The 19,475-nt window shown below is 71.1% G+C and carries 17 protein-coding genes; 12 read left to right on the top strand and 5 right to left on the bottom strand.

Going from position 1 to position 19,475, the window contains the following annotated elements; genetic code table 11:
- Positions 1 to 312: 312 nt before the first annotated feature.
- From mtrA to ACFPLC_RS06195, 7 genes are all read left to right on the top strand, one after another.
- On the top strand, positions 313 to 990 hold the full coding sequence (gene mtrA / locus ACFPLC_RS06225; RefSeq protein WP_005150760.1) for an MtrAB system response regulator MtrA: 678 nt from the start codon (positions 313 to 315) through the stop codon (positions 988 to 990).
- 7 nt (positions 991 to 997) lie between these two features.
- Positions 998 to 2,728 (top strand): MtrAB system histidine kinase MtrB, encoded by a 1,731-nt coding sequence (gene mtrB / locus ACFPLC_RS06220; RefSeq protein WP_378188990.1) that lies wholly within the window; start codon positions 998 to 1,000, stop codon positions 2,726 to 2,728.
- Positions 2,725 to 4,434, top strand: a complete 1,710-nt coding sequence (locus ACFPLC_RS06215; RefSeq protein ID WP_378188989.1) for an LpqB family beta-propeller domain-containing protein — start codon at positions 2,725 to 2,727, stop codon at positions 4,432 to 4,434. The genes mtrB and ACFPLC_RS06215 overlap by 4 nt, the downstream gene beginning before the upstream one ends.
- 68 nt (positions 4,435 to 4,502) lie before the next feature.
- Positions 4,503 to 5,363 carry a ComF family protein gene (locus ACFPLC_RS06210; RefSeq protein WP_378188987.1) on the top strand — a complete coding sequence of 287 codons (861 nt, stop codon included), beginning with the start codon at positions 4,503 to 4,505 and terminating at the stop codon, positions 5,361 to 5,363.
- A gap of 712 nt (positions 5,364 to 6,075) precedes the next feature.
- Positions 6,076 to 6,756 (top strand): ribosome hibernation-promoting factor, HPF/YfiA family, encoded by a 681-nt coding sequence (hpf, locus tag ACFPLC_RS06205; RefSeq protein ID WP_191315205.1) that lies wholly within the window; start codon positions 6,076 to 6,078, stop codon positions 6,754 to 6,756.
- Between the two features lie 296 nt (positions 6,757 to 7,052).
- Complete coding sequence (gene secA / locus ACFPLC_RS06200) at positions 7,053 to 9,947, top strand: preprotein translocase subunit SecA (RefSeq protein WP_378188986.1); 2,895 nt, start codon at positions 7,053 to 7,055, stop codon at positions 9,945 to 9,947.
- A gap of 69 nt (positions 9,948 to 10,016) precedes the next feature.
- Entirely contained in the window at positions 10,017 to 11,234 is a 1,218-nt protein-coding gene (locus ACFPLC_RS06195) for a cytochrome P450 (protein WP_378188984.1), read from the top strand.
- A gap of 117 nt (positions 11,235 to 11,351) precedes the next feature.
- Here the strand turns inward: ACFPLC_RS06195 and ACFPLC_RS06190 are convergent, their stop codons facing one another.
- Positions 11,352 to 11,801 carry an Rv3235 family protein gene (locus ACFPLC_RS06190; protein WP_378188982.1) on the bottom strand — a complete coding sequence of 150 codons (450 nt, stop codon included), beginning with the start codon at positions 11,799 to 11,801 and terminating at the stop codon, positions 11,352 to 11,354.
- Between the two features lie 185 nt (positions 11,802 to 11,986).
- Between ACFPLC_RS06190 and ACFPLC_RS06185 the strand changes: the two genes are divergently transcribed.
- Positions 11,987 to 12,361, top strand: coding sequence for an HAD-IA family hydrolase (locus ACFPLC_RS06185; protein ID WP_378189075.1), 375 nt, complete (start codon positions 11,987 to 11,989; stop codon positions 12,359 to 12,361).
- A 4-nt stretch (positions 12,362 to 12,365) separates the two neighbouring features.
- Here ACFPLC_RS06185 and ACFPLC_RS06180 read toward each other — a convergent pair whose 3' ends face one another.
- A complete protein-coding gene (locus ACFPLC_RS06180) occupies positions 12,366 to 13,127 on the bottom strand; it encodes a TrmH family RNA methyltransferase (RefSeq protein WP_378188980.1) in 762 nt (253 codons plus the stop codon).
- Between the two features lie 34 nt (positions 13,128 to 13,161).
- Here ACFPLC_RS06180 and ACFPLC_RS06175 point away from each other — a divergent pair, with 34 nt between their 5' ends.
- A complete protein-coding gene (locus ACFPLC_RS06175) occupies positions 13,162 to 14,568 on the top strand; it encodes a WS/DGAT/MGAT family O-acyltransferase (protein ID WP_378188979.1) in 1,407 nt (468 codons plus the stop codon).
- Positions 14,565 to 15,056 (top strand): DUF6912 family protein, encoded by a 492-nt coding sequence (locus tag ACFPLC_RS06170; protein WP_378188977.1) that lies wholly within the window; start codon positions 14,565 to 14,567, stop codon positions 15,054 to 15,056. Before ACFPLC_RS06175 ends, ACFPLC_RS06170 begins: the two co-directional genes overlap by 4 nt.
- A gap of 113 nt (positions 15,057 to 15,169) precedes the next feature.
- Here the strand turns inward: ACFPLC_RS06170 and ACFPLC_RS06165 are convergent, their stop codons facing one another.
- From ACFPLC_RS06165 to rsgA, 3 genes are all read right to left on the bottom strand, one after another.
- The gene (locus ACFPLC_RS06165; RefSeq protein ID WP_378188976.1) at positions 15,170 to 15,922 is read right to left on the bottom strand and encodes an SCO4651 family lipoprotein; all 753 of its coding nucleotides are present in this window, start codon (positions 15,920 to 15,922) and stop codon (positions 15,170 to 15,172) included.
- Positions 15,923 to 15,994: 72 nt separating this feature from the next.
- Positions 15,995 to 16,879 (bottom strand): SCO4651 family lipoprotein, encoded by an 885-nt coding sequence (locus ACFPLC_RS06160; protein WP_378188974.1) that lies wholly within the window; start codon positions 16,877 to 16,879, stop codon positions 15,995 to 15,997.
- Between the two features lie 101 nt (positions 16,880 to 16,980).
- Positions 16,981 to 18,003, bottom strand: a complete 1,023-nt coding sequence (rsgA, locus tag ACFPLC_RS06155) for a ribosome small subunit-dependent GTPase A (RefSeq protein ID WP_378188973.1) — start codon at positions 18,001 to 18,003, stop codon at positions 16,981 to 16,983.
- Positions 18,004 to 18,110: 107 nt separating this feature from the next.
- On the opposite strand from rsgA, the gene ACFPLC_RS06150 reads away from it, so the two are divergent.
- Together ACFPLC_RS06150 and ACFPLC_RS06145 are read left to right on the top strand one after the other, a co-directional pair.
- Complete coding sequence (locus tag ACFPLC_RS06150) at positions 18,111 to 18,869, top strand: SOS response-associated peptidase (RefSeq protein ID WP_378188972.1); 759 nt, start codon at positions 18,111 to 18,113, stop codon at positions 18,867 to 18,869.
- Positions 18,866 to 19,474, top strand: coding sequence for an alpha/beta hydrolase family protein (locus ACFPLC_RS06145; RefSeq protein ID WP_378188971.1), 609 nt, complete (start codon positions 18,866 to 18,868; stop codon positions 19,472 to 19,474). The genes ACFPLC_RS06150 and ACFPLC_RS06145 overlap by 4 nt, the downstream gene beginning before the upstream one ends.
- The last annotated feature ends 1 nt before the right edge of the window (position 19,475 follow it).

Below are 19,475 nucleotides of genomic sequence, written 5' to 3'. Positions count from 1 at the left end.
GTTCCTATCGGCTGAGTGGGCGAATCCCTTGACGAGGACGTCCTCGAACCCGGATTGTTGCGGAGGAGGCACAGAGTCTCACTATGCGCAACTTTCACCGAATGGCCGGGTATCCGGCCAGTCGGTGCCCTGATCCCTTCTCTCAGGTCCGTGGAGGCTGCGGCGGAATCCCGGCGCAGCCTCCACGGACCGTCCAAAGCGGCCGGTACCGGCACCCGGATGGAGCAGGCGGGGGCGGCGATCTTGATCTTTCTGGTGGTCAAACACGCGGGTCGTGCGTGCGGGCGCCGGAACTAGTGCGAATATGTGGACATGAAGGCACGTGTTCTCGTGGTCGACGACGACCCCGCCCTCGCGGAGATGCTCACCATCGTGCTCCGTGGGGAGGGGTTCGACACGGCGGTGGTCGCCGACGGCTCACGCGCGCTGCCCGCGCTGCGTGAGCTGAAGCCCGACCTCGTCCTCCTCGACCTGATGCTGCCCGGGATGAACGGGATCGACGTCTGCAAGGCGATCCGCGCCGAGTCCGGGGTGCCGATCGTCATGCTCACCGCCAAGAGCGACACCGTCGACATCGTCCTCGGGCTGGAGTCCGGCGCCGACGACTACGTCGTCAAGCCGTTCAAGCCGAAGGAGCTGGTCGCGCGGGTCCGCGCCCGCATGCGCCGCACCGAGGCCGAGCCCGCGGAGTCGCTCACCATCGGCGACCTGGCGATCGACGTGCCGGGCCACGAGGTCACGCGCGAAGGCAAGGCCATCCCGCTGACCCCGCTGGAGTTCGACCTGCTGGTGGCGCTGGCCCGCAAGCCGCGCCAGGTGTTCACCCGCGAGGTGCTGCTCGAGCAGGTGTGGGGCTACCGGCACGCGGCCGACACCCGGCTGGTGAACGTGCACGTCCAGCGCCTGCGTTCGAAGGTGGAGAAGGACCCGGAGCACCCCGAGGTGGTGTTGACCGTTCGCGGCGTCGGGTACAAGGCCGGCCCGCCGTGATGAGTCGATGACCCTCGAGACCGGAAGACGGCTCCCCGCGTTCGCGCGTTCGACGGCACGCCTTGTGCGGCGTGTCGTCGTTTTCGCGCGCCGTCGCGCGGTCGCGTTCAACGAGCTGTGGAAGCACTCGCTGCAGTTCCGCGTCACCGTCTCGACGCTCGCGCTCTCCTCGGCCGTGGTCTTCGTGCTCGGCATGGTGCTGCAGAACCAGATCACCGAACGGCTGCTGGACACCAAGCGCACGGCGGCGGTCGCGCAGACCCGCGCGGCGGCGGAGACGGCCGCCGGCGAGCTCGTCGGCCTCGGCTCCGAGACCGACGAGGCGCTGACCAACCGGCTCCAGAACGCGCTGAAGAAGATCGCGATCACGCCGACCAGCCAGGACGCGGCCGGGTCGGCGGCCGGCACGTTCGTCCCGGTCCTCGCCAGCGGCGGCAACGGCCAGCCCGGCGCGAAGCCGCCGTCGTCCGCGGGCCCGTTCGAGAACGTGCCGCCGAGGCTGCGCCAGTTCGTCGAAGCCGACCAGATGAGCTTCCTCGAGCACACCGTCCCCGACGACACCGGTGGCGGCCGCACGACGTACCTGATCGTCGGTACGCCGCTGAGCACCGTGTCCACCCCGCTGCAGCTGTACTTGCTGTTCCCGCTGACGACCGAGCAGAACACGGTCTCGACGGTGCAGAACACGCTGCTGGTCGGCGGGCTCGTGCTGCTGCTCCTGCTGGCCGGCATCACGAACCTGGTGACGCGGCAGGTGGTCCGCCCGGTCCGGCAGGCCGCCGCGGCGGCCGAGCAGTTCGCCGGCGGCGACCTCGACCAGCGGCTCGCCGTGCTCGGCGAAGACGACCTGGCGAAGCTCGCGGTGTCCTACAACGGGATGGCTGCGAGCATCCAGCGCCAGATCCGCCAGCTGGAGGAGTTCGGCGGCCTGCAGCGCCGGTTCACCTCCGACGTCTCGCACGAGCTGCGCACCCCGCTGACCACCGTCCGGATGGCCGCGGACGTGCTGCACGCGTCCCGCGAGCAGTTCCCGGCCGGGCTCGCGCGGTCGACGGAGCTGCTGGTCGACGAGCTCGACCGGTTCGAAGCGCTGCTCGGCGACCTGCTGGAGATCAGCAGGCTCGACGCCGGGGTGGAGGAGCTGGCCGCGGAGTTCATCGACGTCCGCCCGATCGCCACCCGCGCGGTCGAGCAGGTGCGGGTGATCGCCGGCAACGCGGGCAGCTCGGTGGAACTCGTGCTGCCCGAGGAAGAGGTGATCGCCGAGGTCGACGCCCGGCGCGTCGAGCGGATCCTGCGCAACCTGCTCGCCAACGCCGTCGACCACAGCGAGGGCAAGCCGGTGGTGCTGACGGTCGGGGCGAACGAAACCGCCGTCGCCATCACGGTCCGGGACCACGGCGTCGGCCTGCGCCCCGGCGAAGCGGACTTGGTGTTCAACCGGTTCTGGCGCGCCGACCCGTCGCGCAACCGGCGCACCGGCGGGACCGGGCTGGGCCTGGCGATCAGCCAGGAGGACGCGCGCCTGCACGGCGGCGAGCTCGACGCGTGGGGCGAGCCCGGCAACGGCGCCTGCTTCCGGCTCCTGCTGCCGCGGCAGCAGGACGTGCCCGCCGGTGACTCGCCGCTGGTGCTGCCGCCGCCCGACCGGTTCGCCACGGACGTGCCGCTCGGGGTCATCGACGTGACGCCGGCGCCGGAGGCGATCTTCGCTGAACGTGAGGGAATTGGTCAGTGAAACGGCTTCTGCTCGTTGTTCTCTGCTTGACGTTGCTCGCGGGCTGCGCGAACGTGCCGCTGGAATCGCAGCCGCAGGTCGTGTCCGGCGAGCGGCAGGGGCAGAGCGCCGGTGACGTGGTGCCGGAGCCGCCGCTGAACATCGACCCGCTGTCGCTGGTCCGCGCGTTCATCGGGGCGACGCTCAAGCAGGGGCAGAACAACGCCGCCGCCCGGGCTTACCTCGACGAGCAGAGCCGGCTGAACTGGCGGCCGAGCCGCAGCCTGACGATCATCCAGGACACCTTCGGCACGGTCTACGACACCGCCCCGCCGCCGGACCCGAACACGCAGGTCGTCAACGTGCGCGGGATCGACATCGGCACGCTGTACCAGAACAGCGCGTTCGTGCCGGACTACACCTCGGCGCTGCTGCAGGTGAAGGTGCGCAAGCAGGCGAACAACCAGTGGCGGATCGTCGACCCGCCCGCCGACCTGTACGCGACCGAGTCCGACTTCAGCGAGAACTACACCCCGGTGCCGGTGAGCTTCTACTCGGAGTCGTCGGCCACGTTCGTCCCCGATCGGCGGTACGTCGTCGCGAAGCCGCAGTCCGGGCTGCCGGGCCGGGTGATGGACCTGCTGGTCAGCGGACCGTCGACGAGCCTGGCCGGTGCGGTGAAGAACCTGCTCGGCGAGCCGATCGAGATCGACACGAACGTCAAGAGCCTCGACGACGGGACGCTGGTAGTGCCGCTGACCGGGCTCACCGGGGTGCCCGACGACATCCGGAACCTGATCGCCGCGCAGATCGTGCTGTCCCTGCAGTACGTCACGTCGGCCCGGATCCGCATCCTCGCCGACGGCGCCCCGCTCGTGCCGAACCACCCCGACTGGCGGCAGAACGACTTGCCCGCGTACGGCGCTTCGCTGTCGATCAGCCCGCAGCTGCTGGGCATGATGACGGTCGGCGGCCGGGTCCGGTCCCTCAGCGACGGCGCCCCGGTTGCCGGGCCGGCCGGTAACGGCGGGTACGACGTGGTGAGCGCGGCCCAGTCGATCGACGGCAAGCGCCTGGCGGTGGTGGAGCGCGGCGGTGACGGTGTGCACCTGCGGATCGGCGACCTCGGCCGCGACCTGGCGCCGACCACCCTCGGCGGCAGTTCGCTGACCCGCCCGACGTGGCGTCCCGGCACCGGCGAGCTGTGGACGGTGGTCGACGGGCTGTCGGTGGGCCGGATGGTGCTCGACCAGAACGGCCACTGGACGGCGCTGAGCGTCAACGCCACGGACCTGACCCAGCAGGGTGATCTCACGGAGCTCCGGTTCTCCCGCGACGGCGCCCGCGTCGCGGCGGTGGTCAAGGGCGAGCTGTGGGTGGCCTCGGTGGTCGTCAACGGCGACTCGGTGGCCCTGCGCGAGCCACGCCACCTCCAGCCGCACGAACTCGAGGACGTCGTCGACGTCGACTGGGTCGCGTCGGACGCCCTGGTGGTGGCGACGAAGTCGTCGTCCCGGCCGGTGGTCAAGGTGACGGCGGACGGCCAGCGCCTGGACCCGTTCAACAGCAGCAACCTGACCCCGACGGTCCACGGCGTGACGGCGGCTCCCGACCACCAGATCGTGGTGGCCGACGCCAACGGCCTGTGGACGGCGTCGGCGCTGGGCGAGGTGTGGCGCCCGCACAGCCACACGATGAAGGACGCGGACCCCTTCTATCCCGGCTGATCTTTTTCACTCCGGTGGGTGACGGCCGGAGGGCCGGAACTGTCGGTGCCGGTCGTGACACTGTCGGTGTGCTGAAGAGACTGCTCGATCTCCTGATCCCCAGCCGCTGCGCCGCGTGCGGAGCCCGGGGCGAGCCGTGTTGTGCCCGGTGCGCGGAGGTGTGGGGCGCGGCCCGGGAGGTGGTGCGCGGGCCGACGGCGGGGTTGGTGCGGGTGTTCGCGCTGGCCCGGTACCGCGGGGTGGGGCGGAGGTTGCTGATCGCGTACAAGGAGCGCGGTCGTCGGGACCTGGCGCCGTCGCTTGGGCGGGCGCTCGCGGAGGCGTTGGTGGTGCTGCCGGTGGTGGGGGTTTCGGCGGGTCCGTTTGCGCCGGAGGGAGCTGCGGCCGACGGGCCCGGTGGCGCTCCGGCCTCGGTGCGGGCCGTGCCCCCGGTTCCGGCGGGTTCGCTGGGCAGGTTGGAGGAGGCTGCACCGGCGAGTGCCGATCCGGCCCAGCCGAGCGAGCCCGTGCCCGCCCCGGTGCGAGCCGCACCCACGATCCAGGCAGCCACCTCAACGCGACCGATCTGCCTCGTCCCGGCCCCGAGCCGTCCTTCCGCGGCACGGGTCCGAGGCGGCCCGCACGTCGAGCGCCTCGCCCACGGGGCCGCAATCACCCTGGCCGCCCGCGGCATCAAGGCCACGGTCGCCCCGGCACTGGAACTGGCCGGCGCAGCCCGCGACGCCGTCGGCCTGACCCGCGAGCAACGCCAGGCCAATCTGGCCGGCCGATTGAAATTCCGGGAGTCCGGCCGACCGCCCCCGGGAGCCGCCATCGTGGTCCTCGACGACGTGATCACCACCGGCGCCACCGCGGCCGCCTGCACCCGGGCGCTGACCGCGGCGGGATTCACGGTCTCCGCCGTCCTGACCCTCCTGGCCGCCGGCTGAAACGAGCGAACGGACCACCCATGCGAACCACTGTGGACCTTCCCCACGAAGCGCGCAGAACGCGGGCGAAATCAGTGGTACCGGTTCCGCGCCTCACCGCGATCCAACACCGTCCCGCCCCAGCTCAACCGGCAAAAAACCACCCGAAAAACCGCTTCTCGCGCCCGGGTGAACCTGCCGTCACCTACATGAGTGACGGCAACCGGGAACGCGAACGGATCGGCGCCCGTTGTCCGGGCATGAGGGTGTCGATCACGATCACTCGGCCGCCACACCACTCCACCGGAGTGGCGGCTGTGCGGGACGGGGTCGTCACCCTCGGCGTCCACCGGCAGGCAGCGGTGCGCCGTCCGTGTGAAAGCACGGCACGCGCGCCGCGTCCGACCAGCGGGTGTTTTGCGGTGCCCACTTCGCGATCACTGCGCGGGGTGACCGAGTCCCAACCCCTGACATCCCCCGGCTCGGGGGCTGTTGTAACGGGCGTGAGGAAGCTAACGTGCTCCGCAATCAGCAATCCCCGCAGGCAGGGAGGTGACGAGCCCATGTCCCTGGCGCCGGAGGTGCGCTGAGTCCGCGCTCGGTCACCGGAACGAGACGTCGTCCACCGTTTCCGAGTTCCTTCTCAGCCCGCGATCCGGGCTTACGTCCCCGCAATACCGGCGCCGTGTGTGAACACAACAGCTCGCAGTCATCTCAGCGAGGGAGGTCGTGTATGGACATCGTCGTTAAGGGCCGCAACGTGGAGGTGCCCGACCACTATCGGGCACTCGTCAGCGAAAAGCTGGCCCGCCTCGAGCGCTACGACAGGAAAGTCATCCGGTACGACGTGGAACTGTTCCACGAACCCAACCGGCGCCAGGCCAAGAGCTGCCAGCGCGTCGAAATCACCGGAAAGGGGCGAGGCCCGGCCGTACGCGCCGAAGCGTGTGCCGCCGACTTCTACGCGGCGCTCGATTCCGCAGTCACCAAGCTGGAAAACCGGCTGCGGAGGACACACGACCGGAGGCGCGTGCACTACGGCCGCAGCCGCCCGGAATCGGTCGCCGAAGCGACCTCGGCGCTGCCGGGTGGTGGATCCCCGGCCGCAGCCAGTCCCGCCGCGCGTACCGCGGTGTTGGACGCACCCGAGCCGCAGGCGAACGGCTTCGCGAGTGCCGACGAGATCCGCCTGCCGCAGCAGCAGAGCTGGGCCGACGACGACCTGGGTCACCAGCCCGGCCGCGTCGTTCGCGAGAAGCAGCACACCGCGGAACCGATGACGGTGGACCAGGCTCTCTACGAGATGGAGCTGGTCGGCCACGACTTCTACCTCTTCAACGACTCCGAAGCGGGCCGGCCCAGCGTGGTCTACCGGCGGAAAGGCTTCGACTACGGCGTGATCCGGCTCGGCTGAGCCGGGCTCGAAGGAGGTCAGCCGGAGGGCCCGCACGCGCTCGCGTGCGGGTCTTCCGCATGTCAGAACCTTATTCTGGTCAGGCCGGCGCTACGGACCGCAGGCCGTCCACCTCCGTGACATTCGCGCCGGCCGACGGCTGAATAAGGTTCTCAGGACGTACGGCGTGTGCACACCACGGCCACCGTTCCCTACGATGGGGGTGGGAAGGTGGCGCCGAACACGGCCGCCACCGCGGGAGAACCTGCCCGGGACCGGCCTGGGCGCGCTCATATTCAGCTAGTGAGGTCGACCGGATGGTGCTGAACCGCCTGCTCCGCGCGGGTGAGGGCAAGATGGTGAAGCGGCTGCGCAACATCGCCGATCACATCAACACCCTCGAAGACGACGTCAAGGACCTGACCGACGCCGAGCTGCGGGCCAAGACCGAGGAGTTCCGTAAGCGGAACGGCGACGGCGAATCCCTCGACGAGCTGCTGCCGGAGGCCTTCGCGGTCGTCCGGGAAGCGGCCAAGCGGGTGCTGGGCCAGCGCCACTTCGACGTCCAGCTGATGGGCGGCGCGGCGCTGCACCTCGGCCAGGTCGCCGAGATGAAGACCGGCGAGGGCAAGACGCTGACCTGCGTCCTCCCCGCCTACCTCAACGCCATCCCCGGCAAGGGCGTCCACGTCGTCACGACGAACGACTACCTGGCCAAGCGCGACTCGGAGTGGATGGGCCGCATCCACCGCTTCCTCGGCCTCGAGGTCGGCGTCATCCTCTCGGAGCAGCAGCCGGAGGTGCGGCGCTCCCAGTACAACGCCGACATCACCTACGGCACGAACAACGAGTTCGGCTTCGACTACCTGCGCGACAACATGGCGTGGAGCCTCGACGACTGCGTGCAGCGCGGGCACAACTTCGCCATCGTCGACGAGGTCGACTCGATCCTCATCGACGAGGCCCGTACGCCGCTGATCATCTCCGGCCCGGCCGACCAGTCCTCGCGCTGGTACGTCGAGTTCGCGCGCCTGGCCCCGCTGATGCAGGGCATCGACACGACCACCATGGGGTCGCGCGAGCGCGTCGAGAAGACGAACCTGATCAACTCGAAGTACCACTACGAGGTCGACGTCCGGAAGCGCACCGTGGCCGTCACCGAGAAGGGCGTCCGGTTCGTCGAGGACCAGCTCGGCATCGAGAACCTCTACGAGGCCGCGAACACCCCGCTGGTCGGGTACCTGAACAACGCGCTCAAGGTGAAGGAACTCTTCCACCGCGACAAGGACTACATCGTCCGCAACGGCGAAGTCATGATCGTCGACGAGTTCACCGGGCGCATCCTGCACGGCCGCCGCTACAACGAGGGCATGCACCAGGCGATCGAGGCCAAGGAAAAGGTCGAGATCAAGGCCGAGAACCAGACCCTCGCCACGATCACGCTGCAGAACTACTTCCGGCTCTACGACAAGCTGTCCGGGATGACCGGTACGGCCGAGACCGAGGCCGCGGAGTTCCACCAGACCTACAAGCTGGGTGTGGTGCCGATCCCGACGAACCGGCCGATGATCCGCGTCGACCAGGCGGACCTGATCTACAAGACCGAGCAGGCCAAGTTCGAGGCCGTCGCCGAGGACATCGCCGAGCGGCACGAAAAGGGCCAGCCGGTGCTGGTCGGCACGACGAGCGTCGAGAAGTCCGAGCACCTGTCGAAGCTGCTGGTGAAGCTGAGCGTCCCGCACGAAGTGCTGAACGCGAAGCACCACGACCGCGAGGCGCTGATCGTCGCGCGCGCCGGCCAGAAGGGCGCCGTCACGGTCGCCACGAACATGGCGGGCCGCGGTACCGACATCGTGCTGGGCGGCAACCCCGACCTCATCGCCGACCAGGTGCTGCGCGAGCGTGGCCTGGACCCGGTGGAGCACTCCGAGGAGTACGAGGCCGCCTGGCCCGAGGTCCTCGAGCAGGTCAAGGCGGAGTCGAAGGCCGAGGCCGAAGAGGTCCGCGAGGCCGGCGGGCTCTACGTCCTGGGCACCGAGCGCCACGAGTCGCGCCGCATCGACAACCAGCTCCGCGGCCGGTCCGGCCGCCAGGGCGACCCGGGCGAGTCCCGCTTCTACCTGTCGCTCGGTGACGAGCTCATGCGCCGCTTCAACGCGACCATGGTCGAGCGCGTCATGACGACCATGCGGCTGCCCGACGACGTGCCGATCGAGCACAAGATGGTCTCCAAGGCCATCAAGAGCGCGCAGACCCAGGTCGAGCAGATCAACATGGAGCAGCGCAAGGACGTCCTCAAGTACGACGAGGTCATGAACGAGCAGCGCAAGGTGATCTACGCCGAGCGCCACCGCGTGCTGGCCGGCGAGAACCTGCGCGACCAGATCGAGGGCATGCTCGTCGACGTCGTCAACGCCTATGTGGACGGTGCGACGGCCAACGGCTACGCCGAGGACTGGGACCACGAGAAGCTGTGGACGGCGCTGAAGACGCTGTACCCGGTGAGCATCGAGTGGGACGACCTCATGGAGGACGGCGACCTCGACGAGAGCACCCTGCGCGAAGCCCTGATCCAGGACGCCCGCAACGCCTACGACAAGCGGGAAGCGGAGATCAACGCGCTCGTCGGCCCGGAGGGCATGCGGACCCTGGAGCACCAGGTGATGCTGACGGTCCTCGACCGCAAGTGGCGCGAGCACCTCTACGAGATGGACTACCTCAAGCAGGGCATCGGCATGCGGGCGCTCGCGCAGCGCGACCCGCTGATCGAGTACCAGCGCGAGGGCTTCGACATGTTCCGCGCGATGCTCGACTCGCTGAAGGAGGAGGCCGTCGGCTTCCTGTTCAACCTGCAGGTCGAGCGGGCCGAGGCCCCGCCGGCCGAGCAGGCCGCGGCGCTGCCGACGGGCGTCCCGACCGGCAACGGCCAGGCAGCCGCGCCCTCGGAGGGCCGGCACGCGCGGCCGGCGCCGCCGCAGCCGCCGACGACCGACACCGAGTCCGTCCCGGCCGCGCTGCGCGGCAAGGGTCTCGGCGGCGGTGGCCAGCCGTCGGGCATGATGCTGTCCGGTCCGGGCGAGGACGGCGAGGTCGAGTCGCACGTCGAGGGCGGGGCGCAGGCCGCGGGCGGTGGCGCCGGCGGTACCCGCCGGGACCGTCGCGCCGCCCAGCGTGACGCCCAGAAGAAGGGCAAGAAGGGCCCGCGTCGCTGATGTAGCAGAGTGCCGGGGTGCGTGCGGTGGTCCGCGCGCACCCCGGTTTTTTTCGTGAGGGGGAAGCAGTTGGCGGATCCGCAGGAGTTCTTCGCGTTGTTCGCCGCCGAGCGGCGGCCGGACCCGTACCCGGCGTACCGGCGGTGGCGCGAGCGGTGGCCGGTCGCGGCCCTCGACGAGCGGATGTTCGTGGTCAGCGGCTTCGCCGAGGCCACGCAGGTGCTGCGCGACCCGGCGTTCGGGCACCCCGAACCCGAGTACCTGGACCCGGCGGACCGCCTCCCGGACCAGCCGGTCGACGCCTCGGGACGCGTGGTCCGGGCGTTCCTGTCGCTGAACCCGCCCGACCACACGCGCCTGCGGCGGCTGGTGGCGAAGGCGTTCACCCCGCGCATGGTCGAGCAGCTGGCGCCGCGCATCGAGGAGATCGCGGCCGCGCTGATCGACCGTGCCCCGGCCGAGTTCGACCTGATGACGGCGCTCGCGAAGCCGTTGCCGGTCGAGGTGATCGCCGAGCTCCTCGGCGTGCCGCTGGACGACCGCGAGCGCTTCGCGGAGTGGTCGCACGCGATGGCGCGGGCGCTGGACCCGCCGTTCCTGCAGCGCCCGGAGACGTTCGAACCGGCGGTCAGGGCGCGGCAGTCGTTCGTGGGCTACTTCCGCGAGCTGGCGGAGCGGCGGCGCCGCGAGCCGGGGGACGATCTGCTGTCGGCGCTGGTCGCGGTGTCGGACGCGGGTGACGTGCTCAGCGAGGGCGAGCTGCTGGTGACGCTCACGCTGCTGCTGATCGCCGGCCACGAGACGACGACGAACCTGATCGGCAACGGCGTCTTGGCGCTGCTGCACGGCCAGGACGGCCTCAAGCCGCTGGGCACGGAGGGCGAGAACGCGGCGCGCGTGGTGGAGGAGGTGCTGCGCTACGACTCACCCGTCCAGCTGACGGCCCGCACGGCCCTGCGCGACACAACGCTGGGCGAGCTGGCCGTGCCGGAGGGCAGTCAGGCGGTGGTCGTGATCGGCGCGGCCAACCGCGACCCGGCAACGGGCCCGGACCCCGAATCCTTCGACCCGGCGCGCGAGCCGGGCCGGCACCTGGCGTTCGGCCAGGGCATCCACTTCTGCCTGGGAGCCCCGCTGGCGAGGCTGGAGGCCCGGATCGCCTTCCGCGAGCTGGCCCGCCGCCGCCCGGACCTGACCTCGGCGGGAAACCCGGAGTGGAGCCCGACGACGACGCTGCGCGGCTTGGCGGCCCTCCCGGTGAAGAGCGCCGGTCAGCACGACCACTGATCACGCGACCGCCAGCCGGAAGCGCCCCAATGTGGCCTTGGTTGCGTCTAACGCACCGAAGGCCGCCTTGGGGCGCTTGAGGTGAGCCCGGTGGTGAGCGGCTCTCGCTGTTCGATTTCATGCCGCCCGCCGGAGCGGGTGGGCCGGCTGGTGCGGTTTCAACAGCGCGAACCGCTCGCACCGCCAGCCCGCCGGGGTGCGGACGAACCTCGCCGCCAGCGCGAACGACCGGCCGTCCGCCTCCACGCGGGCGCACGCCTCGACGACCTCCGGTACCGGGGTGCACGTGTGGATCGTCTGCGTCCGGTGCCGTGGCCGTGGCCGTCGCGGCCCGGTGAGACCGGCGTACACCTCCGGAGCGACCAAGGCGCGGACCTGCGCCGCCGGCCGGCGGCCGTCGTAGGCCTCCAGCAGCATGTTCAGCAGGTGACCCACTTCGCCCGCTTCGAGCTGCGGCGGCGCCGGGCACCGCGGGTCGCCGCGGTGGTGCTCCCTCGACGTCGCCCCCTCCGCCCGGCCCGGCACCTCGCAGTGGATCAGCCGTCGCAACCGATGTTCTTCGATCATTTCCTGCCCTCCCTGACTCGGCATTCGCTTAGAGGCGGGAACGGGGGAAAAGGACACCGGAATCGCACGATCCGGGGGAGAACTGTCGAAGCCGTGGATTTTGCACGAATGATGCGGTAAACCGCCCGCACGGCGAGACACGGTTGGTCGCCACAGCTATGGTGTGCCGGGTGCTGAAAGGGCTATTGGTCGATTTCGCGGGGGTTCTCACCGATCCCGACGCCGGCCGGTTCTACGACTACCTGGCGGCCGCACGCGAGCGCGGCGTCCGCACCGCGCTGCTGTCCAACGCCCCCGGGGCGTCGGACGAGGTCAAGAACACGATGTTCGACTATTTCGACGCCCTGGTGTTCTCCGGGGAGGTCGGCGTGGCCAAGCCGGATCCGGCGGTCTACCTGATCGCGGCCGACCGGCTCGGGCTGCCCGCCGCGCGCTGCGCGGTCGTCGACGACTCCGCGGCGAACATCCGCGGCGCCGTCGAGGCGGGCATGGTCGGGGTGCACCACCGGTCGGTCAGCGAGACGCTGGACGAGCTCGCGGTGCTGTTCGCCGCCGGGTGAGGGATCAGCGCCCCCGGCGGACCAGCTCGAACGACAGCACCGCGGCCGCGGCCGAGACGTTCAGCGACTCGACGTCACCGGGCATCGGGATCGACAGCCACTCCGTGACGAGCTCGCCGACCTCCGGCCCGACCCCGGCCGTCTCGCCGCCGAGGACGAACGCGGCGCGCTGCGGCAGGTCGACGTCGAACACCGTGGTGCGCGCCGACGCGCCCAGCGCGTAGAGGCCGTAGCCGGCTTCGGCGAGCATCTCGGCGGCCTCGCCCGCCGAGCCGCAGCGCAGCACCGGCGCGCGGAACGCCACCCCGGCCGAGGCCTTGACCACCAGCGGGTCGAGCGCCGCGACGCCCCGCCGGGGCACGATCACGCCGTCCAGGCCCGCCGCGGTCGCCGTCCGCAGGATCATCCCGACGTTCGCGGGGGTGGTGATGCCGTCCAGCAGCAGCACCCGCGACGGCGGCCGCCGGTCGGCCAGCGCCGCGGAAAGCGCTCGCATCCGCGGCGCGACGACGTCGGCGAGCACGCCCTGGTCCTGCTTGCCGTTGCCGGCGAGCACCTTGACGCGGTGGGCGCTGGCGCGCTGCACCGGCACGCCGGCGGCCTTCGCCGCGCGCGTGATCTCGGCCGCGCCGGGACCGCGAGCGGTGTCGGCGAGGATCACCTTGTCCACGCGCAGGCCGTCGTCCGCCAGTGCCTCGAGCACCGGCTTCCGGCCGTACACGGTCAGGAAGCGGTCCTTCGGCGAGATAGTCGACTCATCACCCACACCCCGCAGTCTCGCATTGTGTAAGGATCGGCCCATGCCCGACCGCCTGTCCGCGCTGGACGCCTCGTTCCTGTACGTCGAGGACCACGCGACCCCGATGCACGTCGGCGGCGTGGCGATCTTCGAGCGGCCGCGCTCCGGGTTCGGCTACGCGCAGCTGGTCGACCTCATCGGCGGGCGGCTGGCGTACCTGCCGCGGTACCGGCAGCGCGTGCTGGAGGTGCCGGGTCACCTGGCGCGGCCGGTGTGGGTGGACGACGTCGACTTCGACCTGAACTACCACGTCCGGCGCTCGGCGCTGCCCCAGCCGGGCAGTGACGACCAGCTGTTCGACCTGGTCGCGCGCCTGATGTCGCGGCGGCTGGCGCCGGAGCGGCCGCTCTGGGAGGCCTACTTCATCGAGGGGCTGGCCGGCGACCGGGTGGCGCTGGTGACCAAGACCCACCAGTCCGTTGTGGACGGTGTCGGCACGATCGACCTCGGCCAGCTCATCCTCGACCCGGTGCCGGCCGCGCCCGAGCCCTTCGAGGACATCTGGACGCCGCGCCGCGAGCCGAGCCGCACCCAGCTGGTGCTGGACGCGATCAGCGAGGGCGTCCAGCGGCCGGGTGAGGTGGTCGAGAACGTCCGGTCGGCGGCGAACGACGCGGTCGCGGCGGCGGGCAAGTTCGCCGAAACCGTCGGCGGGGTGGCGTCGACGCTGCGCACGCTGGTGAGCCCGGCGCCATCCGGACCGCTGAACGTCCGGGTCTCGGGCGGCCGCGTGTTCGCGGTCGTGCGCACGCGGCTGGAGGACTTCCGTAAGATCCGCGCGGCGCACGGCGGCACGGTGAACGACGTCGTCCTCGCGGCCATCGCGGGGGCGCTGCGCGAATGGCTGCTTTCGCGCGAGGTGCAGCTGACGCCGAACACGACGATCCGCGCGCTGGTGCCGCTGGCGGTCCGCGACGCCGAGACGCCCGGGTACTCGACCCCGGGGCTGGTCGGCAACCAGGTGGCGGCGTACCTGGTCGACCTGCCGGTCGGCGAGCCGAACCCGGTCCTGCGGCTGCAGCACATCGGCCACGCGATGGCCGAGCACCTCGATTCGGGCCGTTCGGTGGCGGCGCGCGGCCTGCTCAAGGTCGGCGGCTTCGCCCCGGCTACGCTCCACTCGCTCGGCGCGCGAGCGGCGGGGTCGCTGTCCGGGCGCATCTTCAACGTCATGGTGACCAATTCACCGGGTCCCCAGGTGCCGATGTACGCGGGAGAGGCCAGACTGGTCGAGATGTTCCCGGTGATGCCGCTGATGCGCACCCAGGCGCTGGCGATCGGGGTGACGTCCTACCACGGCGGCGTCTACTTCGGACTGAACGGCGACCGCAAGGCCGCGTTCGACGTGGATCTGGTGGCCGGGATGATCGAAGAGTCCCTGGAAGAGCTGAAGGGTGCGCACTGGTGAGGGTCTATCTGCCTGCGACCATCGCGATGCTTCGCGACCTCGAGACATCGGGGGAGTTCCGCGCCCGAAGCGGAACGGCGTTCGCGCTGACGCCCGCGTTGCGCGAGGCGTACGTGAGCGGGTCGGACGAGGAGCTGGAGTACGCGGCGCTGCTGGACGCGGCCCGGGCCTCGTTGCGCTTGATCGCGGCGGAGGAGAAGGGCGAGCCGCGCCGGGTGGTGGTGTCGGCGGACGTCGAGGGGGTGACGTTGCGGCCGGACTTGGACGCCCCGGTGGTCCGCATCGGCGGCCCGATTCCGCTGTCGGCGGTGGCGGCGATCCACGTGGACGCCCCGGAGGCGGCGGAGGCAGTGGCCGCGGCGGCGGCGGTGATCGACGCGGCCGACCTGGGTGACCCGGACGCGGAGTTCACGCTGGGGGATGCCGAGGATCACGAGCTGGCTTGGTATGCGCCGCAGGAGCTGCCGTTCCTGCTGGAGCTGCTCTGAGTTGTCCTGACCGGGGCGGCCCGAGCAGCCGCCGTGCAGCCACGGGCAGAACGTCATGAATGACTCATTCCTGACCTCCGACGTCCCGAATGAGTCATTCACGGCACCGGCGACTACCCCACCTCGCCCGCCGGCGGCGGCTGGACGTCCACCGGCACCCCCCACTCCGAATACCGCGTGGTGATCCGCGCCTCCGAGCCCTGCAGGATCGGCGAAAGGTCCAGCACGATCTGCAGCGGCCGGTGTACCTCGTCCAGCCACAGCTCCACCGGGAACTTGCCGCCCACCCGGCCGGCCGCGTCCGCGGGCAGTCCTGCCGGGAGGTCGGTGCCCAGGCGGGCCAGGTCCAGCTCGACGCGGTAGTGCTCCGCCGCCACGCCACCCAGGCTGGTGCGCTCCGCCGCGACGATCGTGCCCGCCGCCCGGATCTCGCCGAGCGTGTGCGCCGGGTCGTTCTGCGCCGCCAGTTGCGTCAAGCCGGTGCCGAGGACCTGGGAAAACGGGTCCGTGCCGTCCGCCGCGACCACCACCCACGGCTTGCCGGTGCCGACCTCGTCGCGCGAGCCTTCCGGCACCTTCGCGTACAGCTTCCCGGCCACCAGCCGCAGCTCCGCAGGCTCGCCGAGGAAGTCCGTCGTCATCACCTGGGCCGTCCCGCCTGCGCCGAACCGGGCCTGGCCCTGCCCCTTCGAGCGGACCGCGCCGACCGCGACGTCCGTGCCGAACTTGGCCGAGCCGCCGCTCGTCGTGGCCGCCGCTGCGGCGTCGGCCAGTGCTCGGGCGTCTTCGAACGCCGGACGGCGGGGCGGGTCGGAGCACGCACCGGCGAGCAGGGCGAACAGCAGCACCACGGCGGCTTTGCGCATGGCGCCCACAAAAACACAGCGGCTCCCCCGATCTCGTTCGGGGGAGCCGCCGCTACTCAGCGTCGTCCGGGGTCAGCGACCGGCCTTCTTCATCAGCTCGCCGAAGTCGACGACCTGGTCGGCGGGCGGGGCCGCCACGTCGACCTGGGTGCCCCAGTCGCTGTACTTCATCGTGAACTTGGCGTCGCCGGCCGGCGCGCCCAGCGCCTGCATCATCGGGCCCTGGTCCATGGTGACCTGCACCGGCAGGTTGTTCTTGTCGAGCCACAGCTCGGCCGGGAGCTTGAGGTCCTTGCCCTTGAGCTTCTCGGTGAGCTGGTCACGCGACGCGGCCGGGACCTGGTCGGTGAACTGGTCGAGCGCCTTGGCGACGTCGAGCTCCACCTTGTAGTGGTTGACCTTCTGGCCGTTCAGCTCGGTCTGGTCGGACGAGATGATCCGGCCCGTCTTGGAGATCTGCTCGAGCATCTTGCTCGGGTCGCTCTGCTCGGCCGACTTGGATAGCGCGCCGCCGATCGCCTGCGAGAACGGGTCGGTGCCGTCGGCCGAGATCTTGGCCCACGGCTTGTCCGTGCCCATCTGCTTCTGCTCTTCGGCGGGCAGCTTGATGTACATGACCTTGTCGACCATGCGCATCTCGGTGGTCTGACCGGCCGCGGTGCTCGTCATCGAGAACTTCGTGTTCGCGCCGTCGAAGGCCATCGCGCCGCTGGCCGTCATGGTCTGGCCGGCGGCGGAGCCCTCCATGGTGAACTTCGCCGACTTGGACTTCTCGGTGCCCTGCTTGGCCTCCGACGCCAGCTTGATCGCGTCGGTGAAGGGCGAAGCGAGGCCGTCGGTCTGGCTCTGGCCGCCCGCGGCGGCCGGTTCGGCGGTGCCGGTGGCGGAGTTGCCGCTGCACGCGGTCAGCGTGAGCACCAGCGCGGCGCCCGCGGCGATCAGGGTGGTCTTGCGCATCGAGTTCCCCTCAGGATCGGATCTTCCGCTCGGCATATCGCCCGAACGGGCGAATGGTTACCGATGTGACGGTGACGATCGGCGATCGGTTCCCGGTTGCCTCAGGACTCGGTGGGGCGGGTCACATCGTGGCCACCCCGTGACGCCAGCAGGCGCCGCAGCGACGCCAGCCGCTCGGGGCTCGCCTTCTCTTCGGTGACGACGTCGTCGAGGGCGCAGTCCGGGTCCTCGGGCGCACCCAGGTGCCCGCAGCCGGACGGGCACTCTTCGGCGGCCTCGGCGAACTCCTCGAAGGCGTCCACGATGTCGTCCGCGGTGACGTGGGCCAGCCCGAACGACCGCACGCCGGGGGTGTCGATCACCCAGCCGCCGTCCGGCAGCGGCAGCGCCACGGCTGCGACGGACGTGTGCCGCCCCTTGCCGACGGCGCTCACCACGCCGGTGGCCAGTGCGGCGTCCGGGACCATCCGGTTGACCAATGTCGACTTGCCGACACCGGAGTGGCCGACCAGGGCCGTCACGCGGTCCTTCAGCATGTCGGCGAGGCCCTCAGGCTCCTCGTCGAAGCGGGTCACGATCGCCGGGACGTCGAGGCCCGCGTACCCCGACAGGAGCTCGTCCGGGCTGGCCAGATCGGCCTTCGTGAGGCACAGGACCGGTTCGACGCCGCCCGCGTAGCAGGCGACGAGGCAGCGGTCGATGAAGCCGGTGCGCGGCGGCGGATCGGCCAGGGCGGTGACGATCAGCAGGCGTTCGGCGTTCGCCACGACCAGCCGCTCGTACGGGTCGGTGTCGTCGGCCGTGCGCAGCAGGGAGCTGGTGCGGTCGTCGACCCGGACGATCCGCGCGAGCGTGTCCGGCTTGCCGGAGACGTCCCCGACGATGCCGACCCGGTCGCCGACGACCACCGGGGTCCGGCCCAGCTCGCGGGCCCGCATCGCGGTGACCACGCGGGCCGGGTCGGCGTCGATCGCGCAGGTCCAGCGGCCGCGGTCCTTGCCGATGACCATGGCCGTGACGGCGTCGGCGTGCTCGGGACGGCGCTTGCTGCGGGGCCGGCTGCCCTTGCCCGGACGCACGCGGACGTCGGATTCGTCCAGCCTGCTCCAGTCGTTGCGCGCCAAACCCGTCGTCCTCTCGTGTGCCGGTGCCCACCCGAATGATCCCACGCCGCTCGCCAGGGCCCTGGCCTGCGTGTAACGATGACTCTTTCCGGAGGAGGAGGTTGGTCATGTGCGGGCGCTACGCCGCCACGAAGGACCCGGCGAAACTGATCGAGGAGTTCGACGCGATCGACCTCACCGAGGGCCACGCACGCGCCGACCACAACGTGGCGCCGACGAAGAACGTGGTCACGGTCGTGCAGCGGCACCCGCGTGACGAAGACGGCCAGGTGCTCGAGGACGAGCCCGCCGAACGTTCGCTGCGGATGATGAAGTGGGGCCTCGTGCCGTTCTGGGCCAAGGACCCGTCGGTCGGCTCGCGGATGATCAACACGCGTGTCGAAACGGCCGCCGAGAAGCCCGCGTTCCGCCGCGCGCTCGTGTCGCGCCGCTGCCTGGTGCCCGCCGACGGCTGGTACGAGTGGCGCCGCACGGGCAAGGAGAAGGAGCCGTTCTACATGACGGCGCCCGACGGTTCCTCGATCGCGTTCGGCGGGATCTGGGAGAGCTGGCGGCCGAAGGACGACGACAAGGCCTCGCCGCTGATCACGTTCTCGATCATCACGACCGACGCGGCGGGCCAGCTCACCGACGTCCACCACCGGATGCCGCTGATCGTCCCGAAGTCGCACTGGGACGGCTGGCTGGACCCGGACCGCGAAGACGTCACCGACCTGCTGGTGCCGACGCCCGAGGACATCGTGGCGTCGCTGGAGCTGCGGCCGATCTCGAGCAAGGTGAACAACGTCCGCAACAACGGGCCCGAGCTGCTGGAGCGGGTCGATCCGGCGCAGGAGGGCGCCTTGTTCGACGCGCCGAAGTCATGACGGCCATCCCGATCGAGACCGCCTACGGCCCGGCGCGGGTGTACCTGCACTGCGCCGAGGAGGGCGAAGCGGTGCTCATGCTCGGCCACGGCGCGGGCGGCGGCTTCGGGGCGAAGGACCTGGTGGCGGTGACGCGCGCGGCCCAGGCGGCGGGGGTGCACGTGGCCCTGGTGGAGCAGCCGTACCGGGTGGCGGGCCGCCGCGCGCCGGCCCCGGCGAACCAGCTGGACACGGCGTGGCTGACGGTGGCGGACGACCTGTCGGCGCGCTTCGACGGCCTGCCGTTCGTGTTCGGCGGCCGCTCGTCCGGGGCGCGGGTGGCCTGCCGGACGGCGTCGGCCGGGCAGGCGGTGGCGGTGCTGTGCCTGGCGTTCCCGGAGCACCCGCCGGGCAAGCCGGAGAAGACGCGCCAGCCGGAGTTCGACGCGGTCGAGGTCCCGACGCTGGTGATCCAGGGCGAGCGGGATCCCTTCGGGCGGCCGAAGCCGGGACCGCACCAGGAGCTGGTCCTGGTCGACGGCGACCACACCCTCGGCAAGGACCTGGAGACGATCTCCCGTGCGGCGACCGAGTGGCTGTCGCGGGTGCTGCGGCCGCTGGCCTGAC

It is taken from the genome of Amycolatopsis plumensis, assembly GCF_042652605.1.
In the GTDB taxonomy this organism is placed as follows: Bacteria; Actinomycetota; Actinomycetes; order Mycobacteriales; family Pseudonocardiaceae; genus Amycolatopsis; species Amycolatopsis plumensis.
Note: the sequence above shows the minus strand (reverse complement) of the source record. Positions and strands in the feature narration are given on the sequence as shown.

Coding starts and splice junctions, on each gene's coding strand:
- mtrB (WP_378188990.1), top strand. CDS start 998: ATGACCCTCGAGACCGGAAGACGGCTCCCCGCGTTCGCGCGTTCGACG.
- hpf (WP_191315205.1), top strand. CDS start 6,076: ATGGACATCGTCGTTAAGGGCCGCAACGTGGAGGTGCCCGACCACTAT.
- ACFPLC_RS06175 (WP_378188979.1), top strand. CDS start 13,162: ATGCCCGACCGCCTGTCCGCGCTGGACGCCTCGTTCCTGTACGTCGAG.
- mtrA (WP_005150760.1), top strand. CDS start 313: ATGAAGGCACGTGTTCTCGTGGTCGACGACGACCCCGCCCTCGCGGAG.
- ACFPLC_RS06165 (WP_378188976.1), bottom strand. CDS start 15,922: ATGCGCAAAGCCGCCGTGGTGCTGCTGTTCGCCCTGCTCGCCGGTGCG.
- ACFPLC_RS06190 (WP_378188982.1), bottom strand. CDS start 11,801: ATGATCGAAGAACATCGGTTGCGACGGCTGATCCACTGCGAGGTGCCG.
- ACFPLC_RS06160 (WP_378188974.1), bottom strand. CDS start 16,879: ATGCGCAAGACCACCCTGATCGCCGCGGGCGCCGCGCTGGTGCTCACG.
- secA (WP_378188986.1), top strand. CDS start 7,053: ATGGTGCTGAACCGCCTGCTCCGCGCGGGTGAGGGCAAGATGGTGAAG.
- ACFPLC_RS06145 (WP_378188971.1), top strand. CDS start 18,866: ATGACGGCCATCCCGATCGAGACCGCCTACGGCCCGGCGCGGGTGTAC.
- ACFPLC_RS06150 (WP_378188972.1), top strand. CDS start 18,111: ATGTGCGGGCGCTACGCCGCCACGAAGGACCCGGCGAAACTGATCGAG.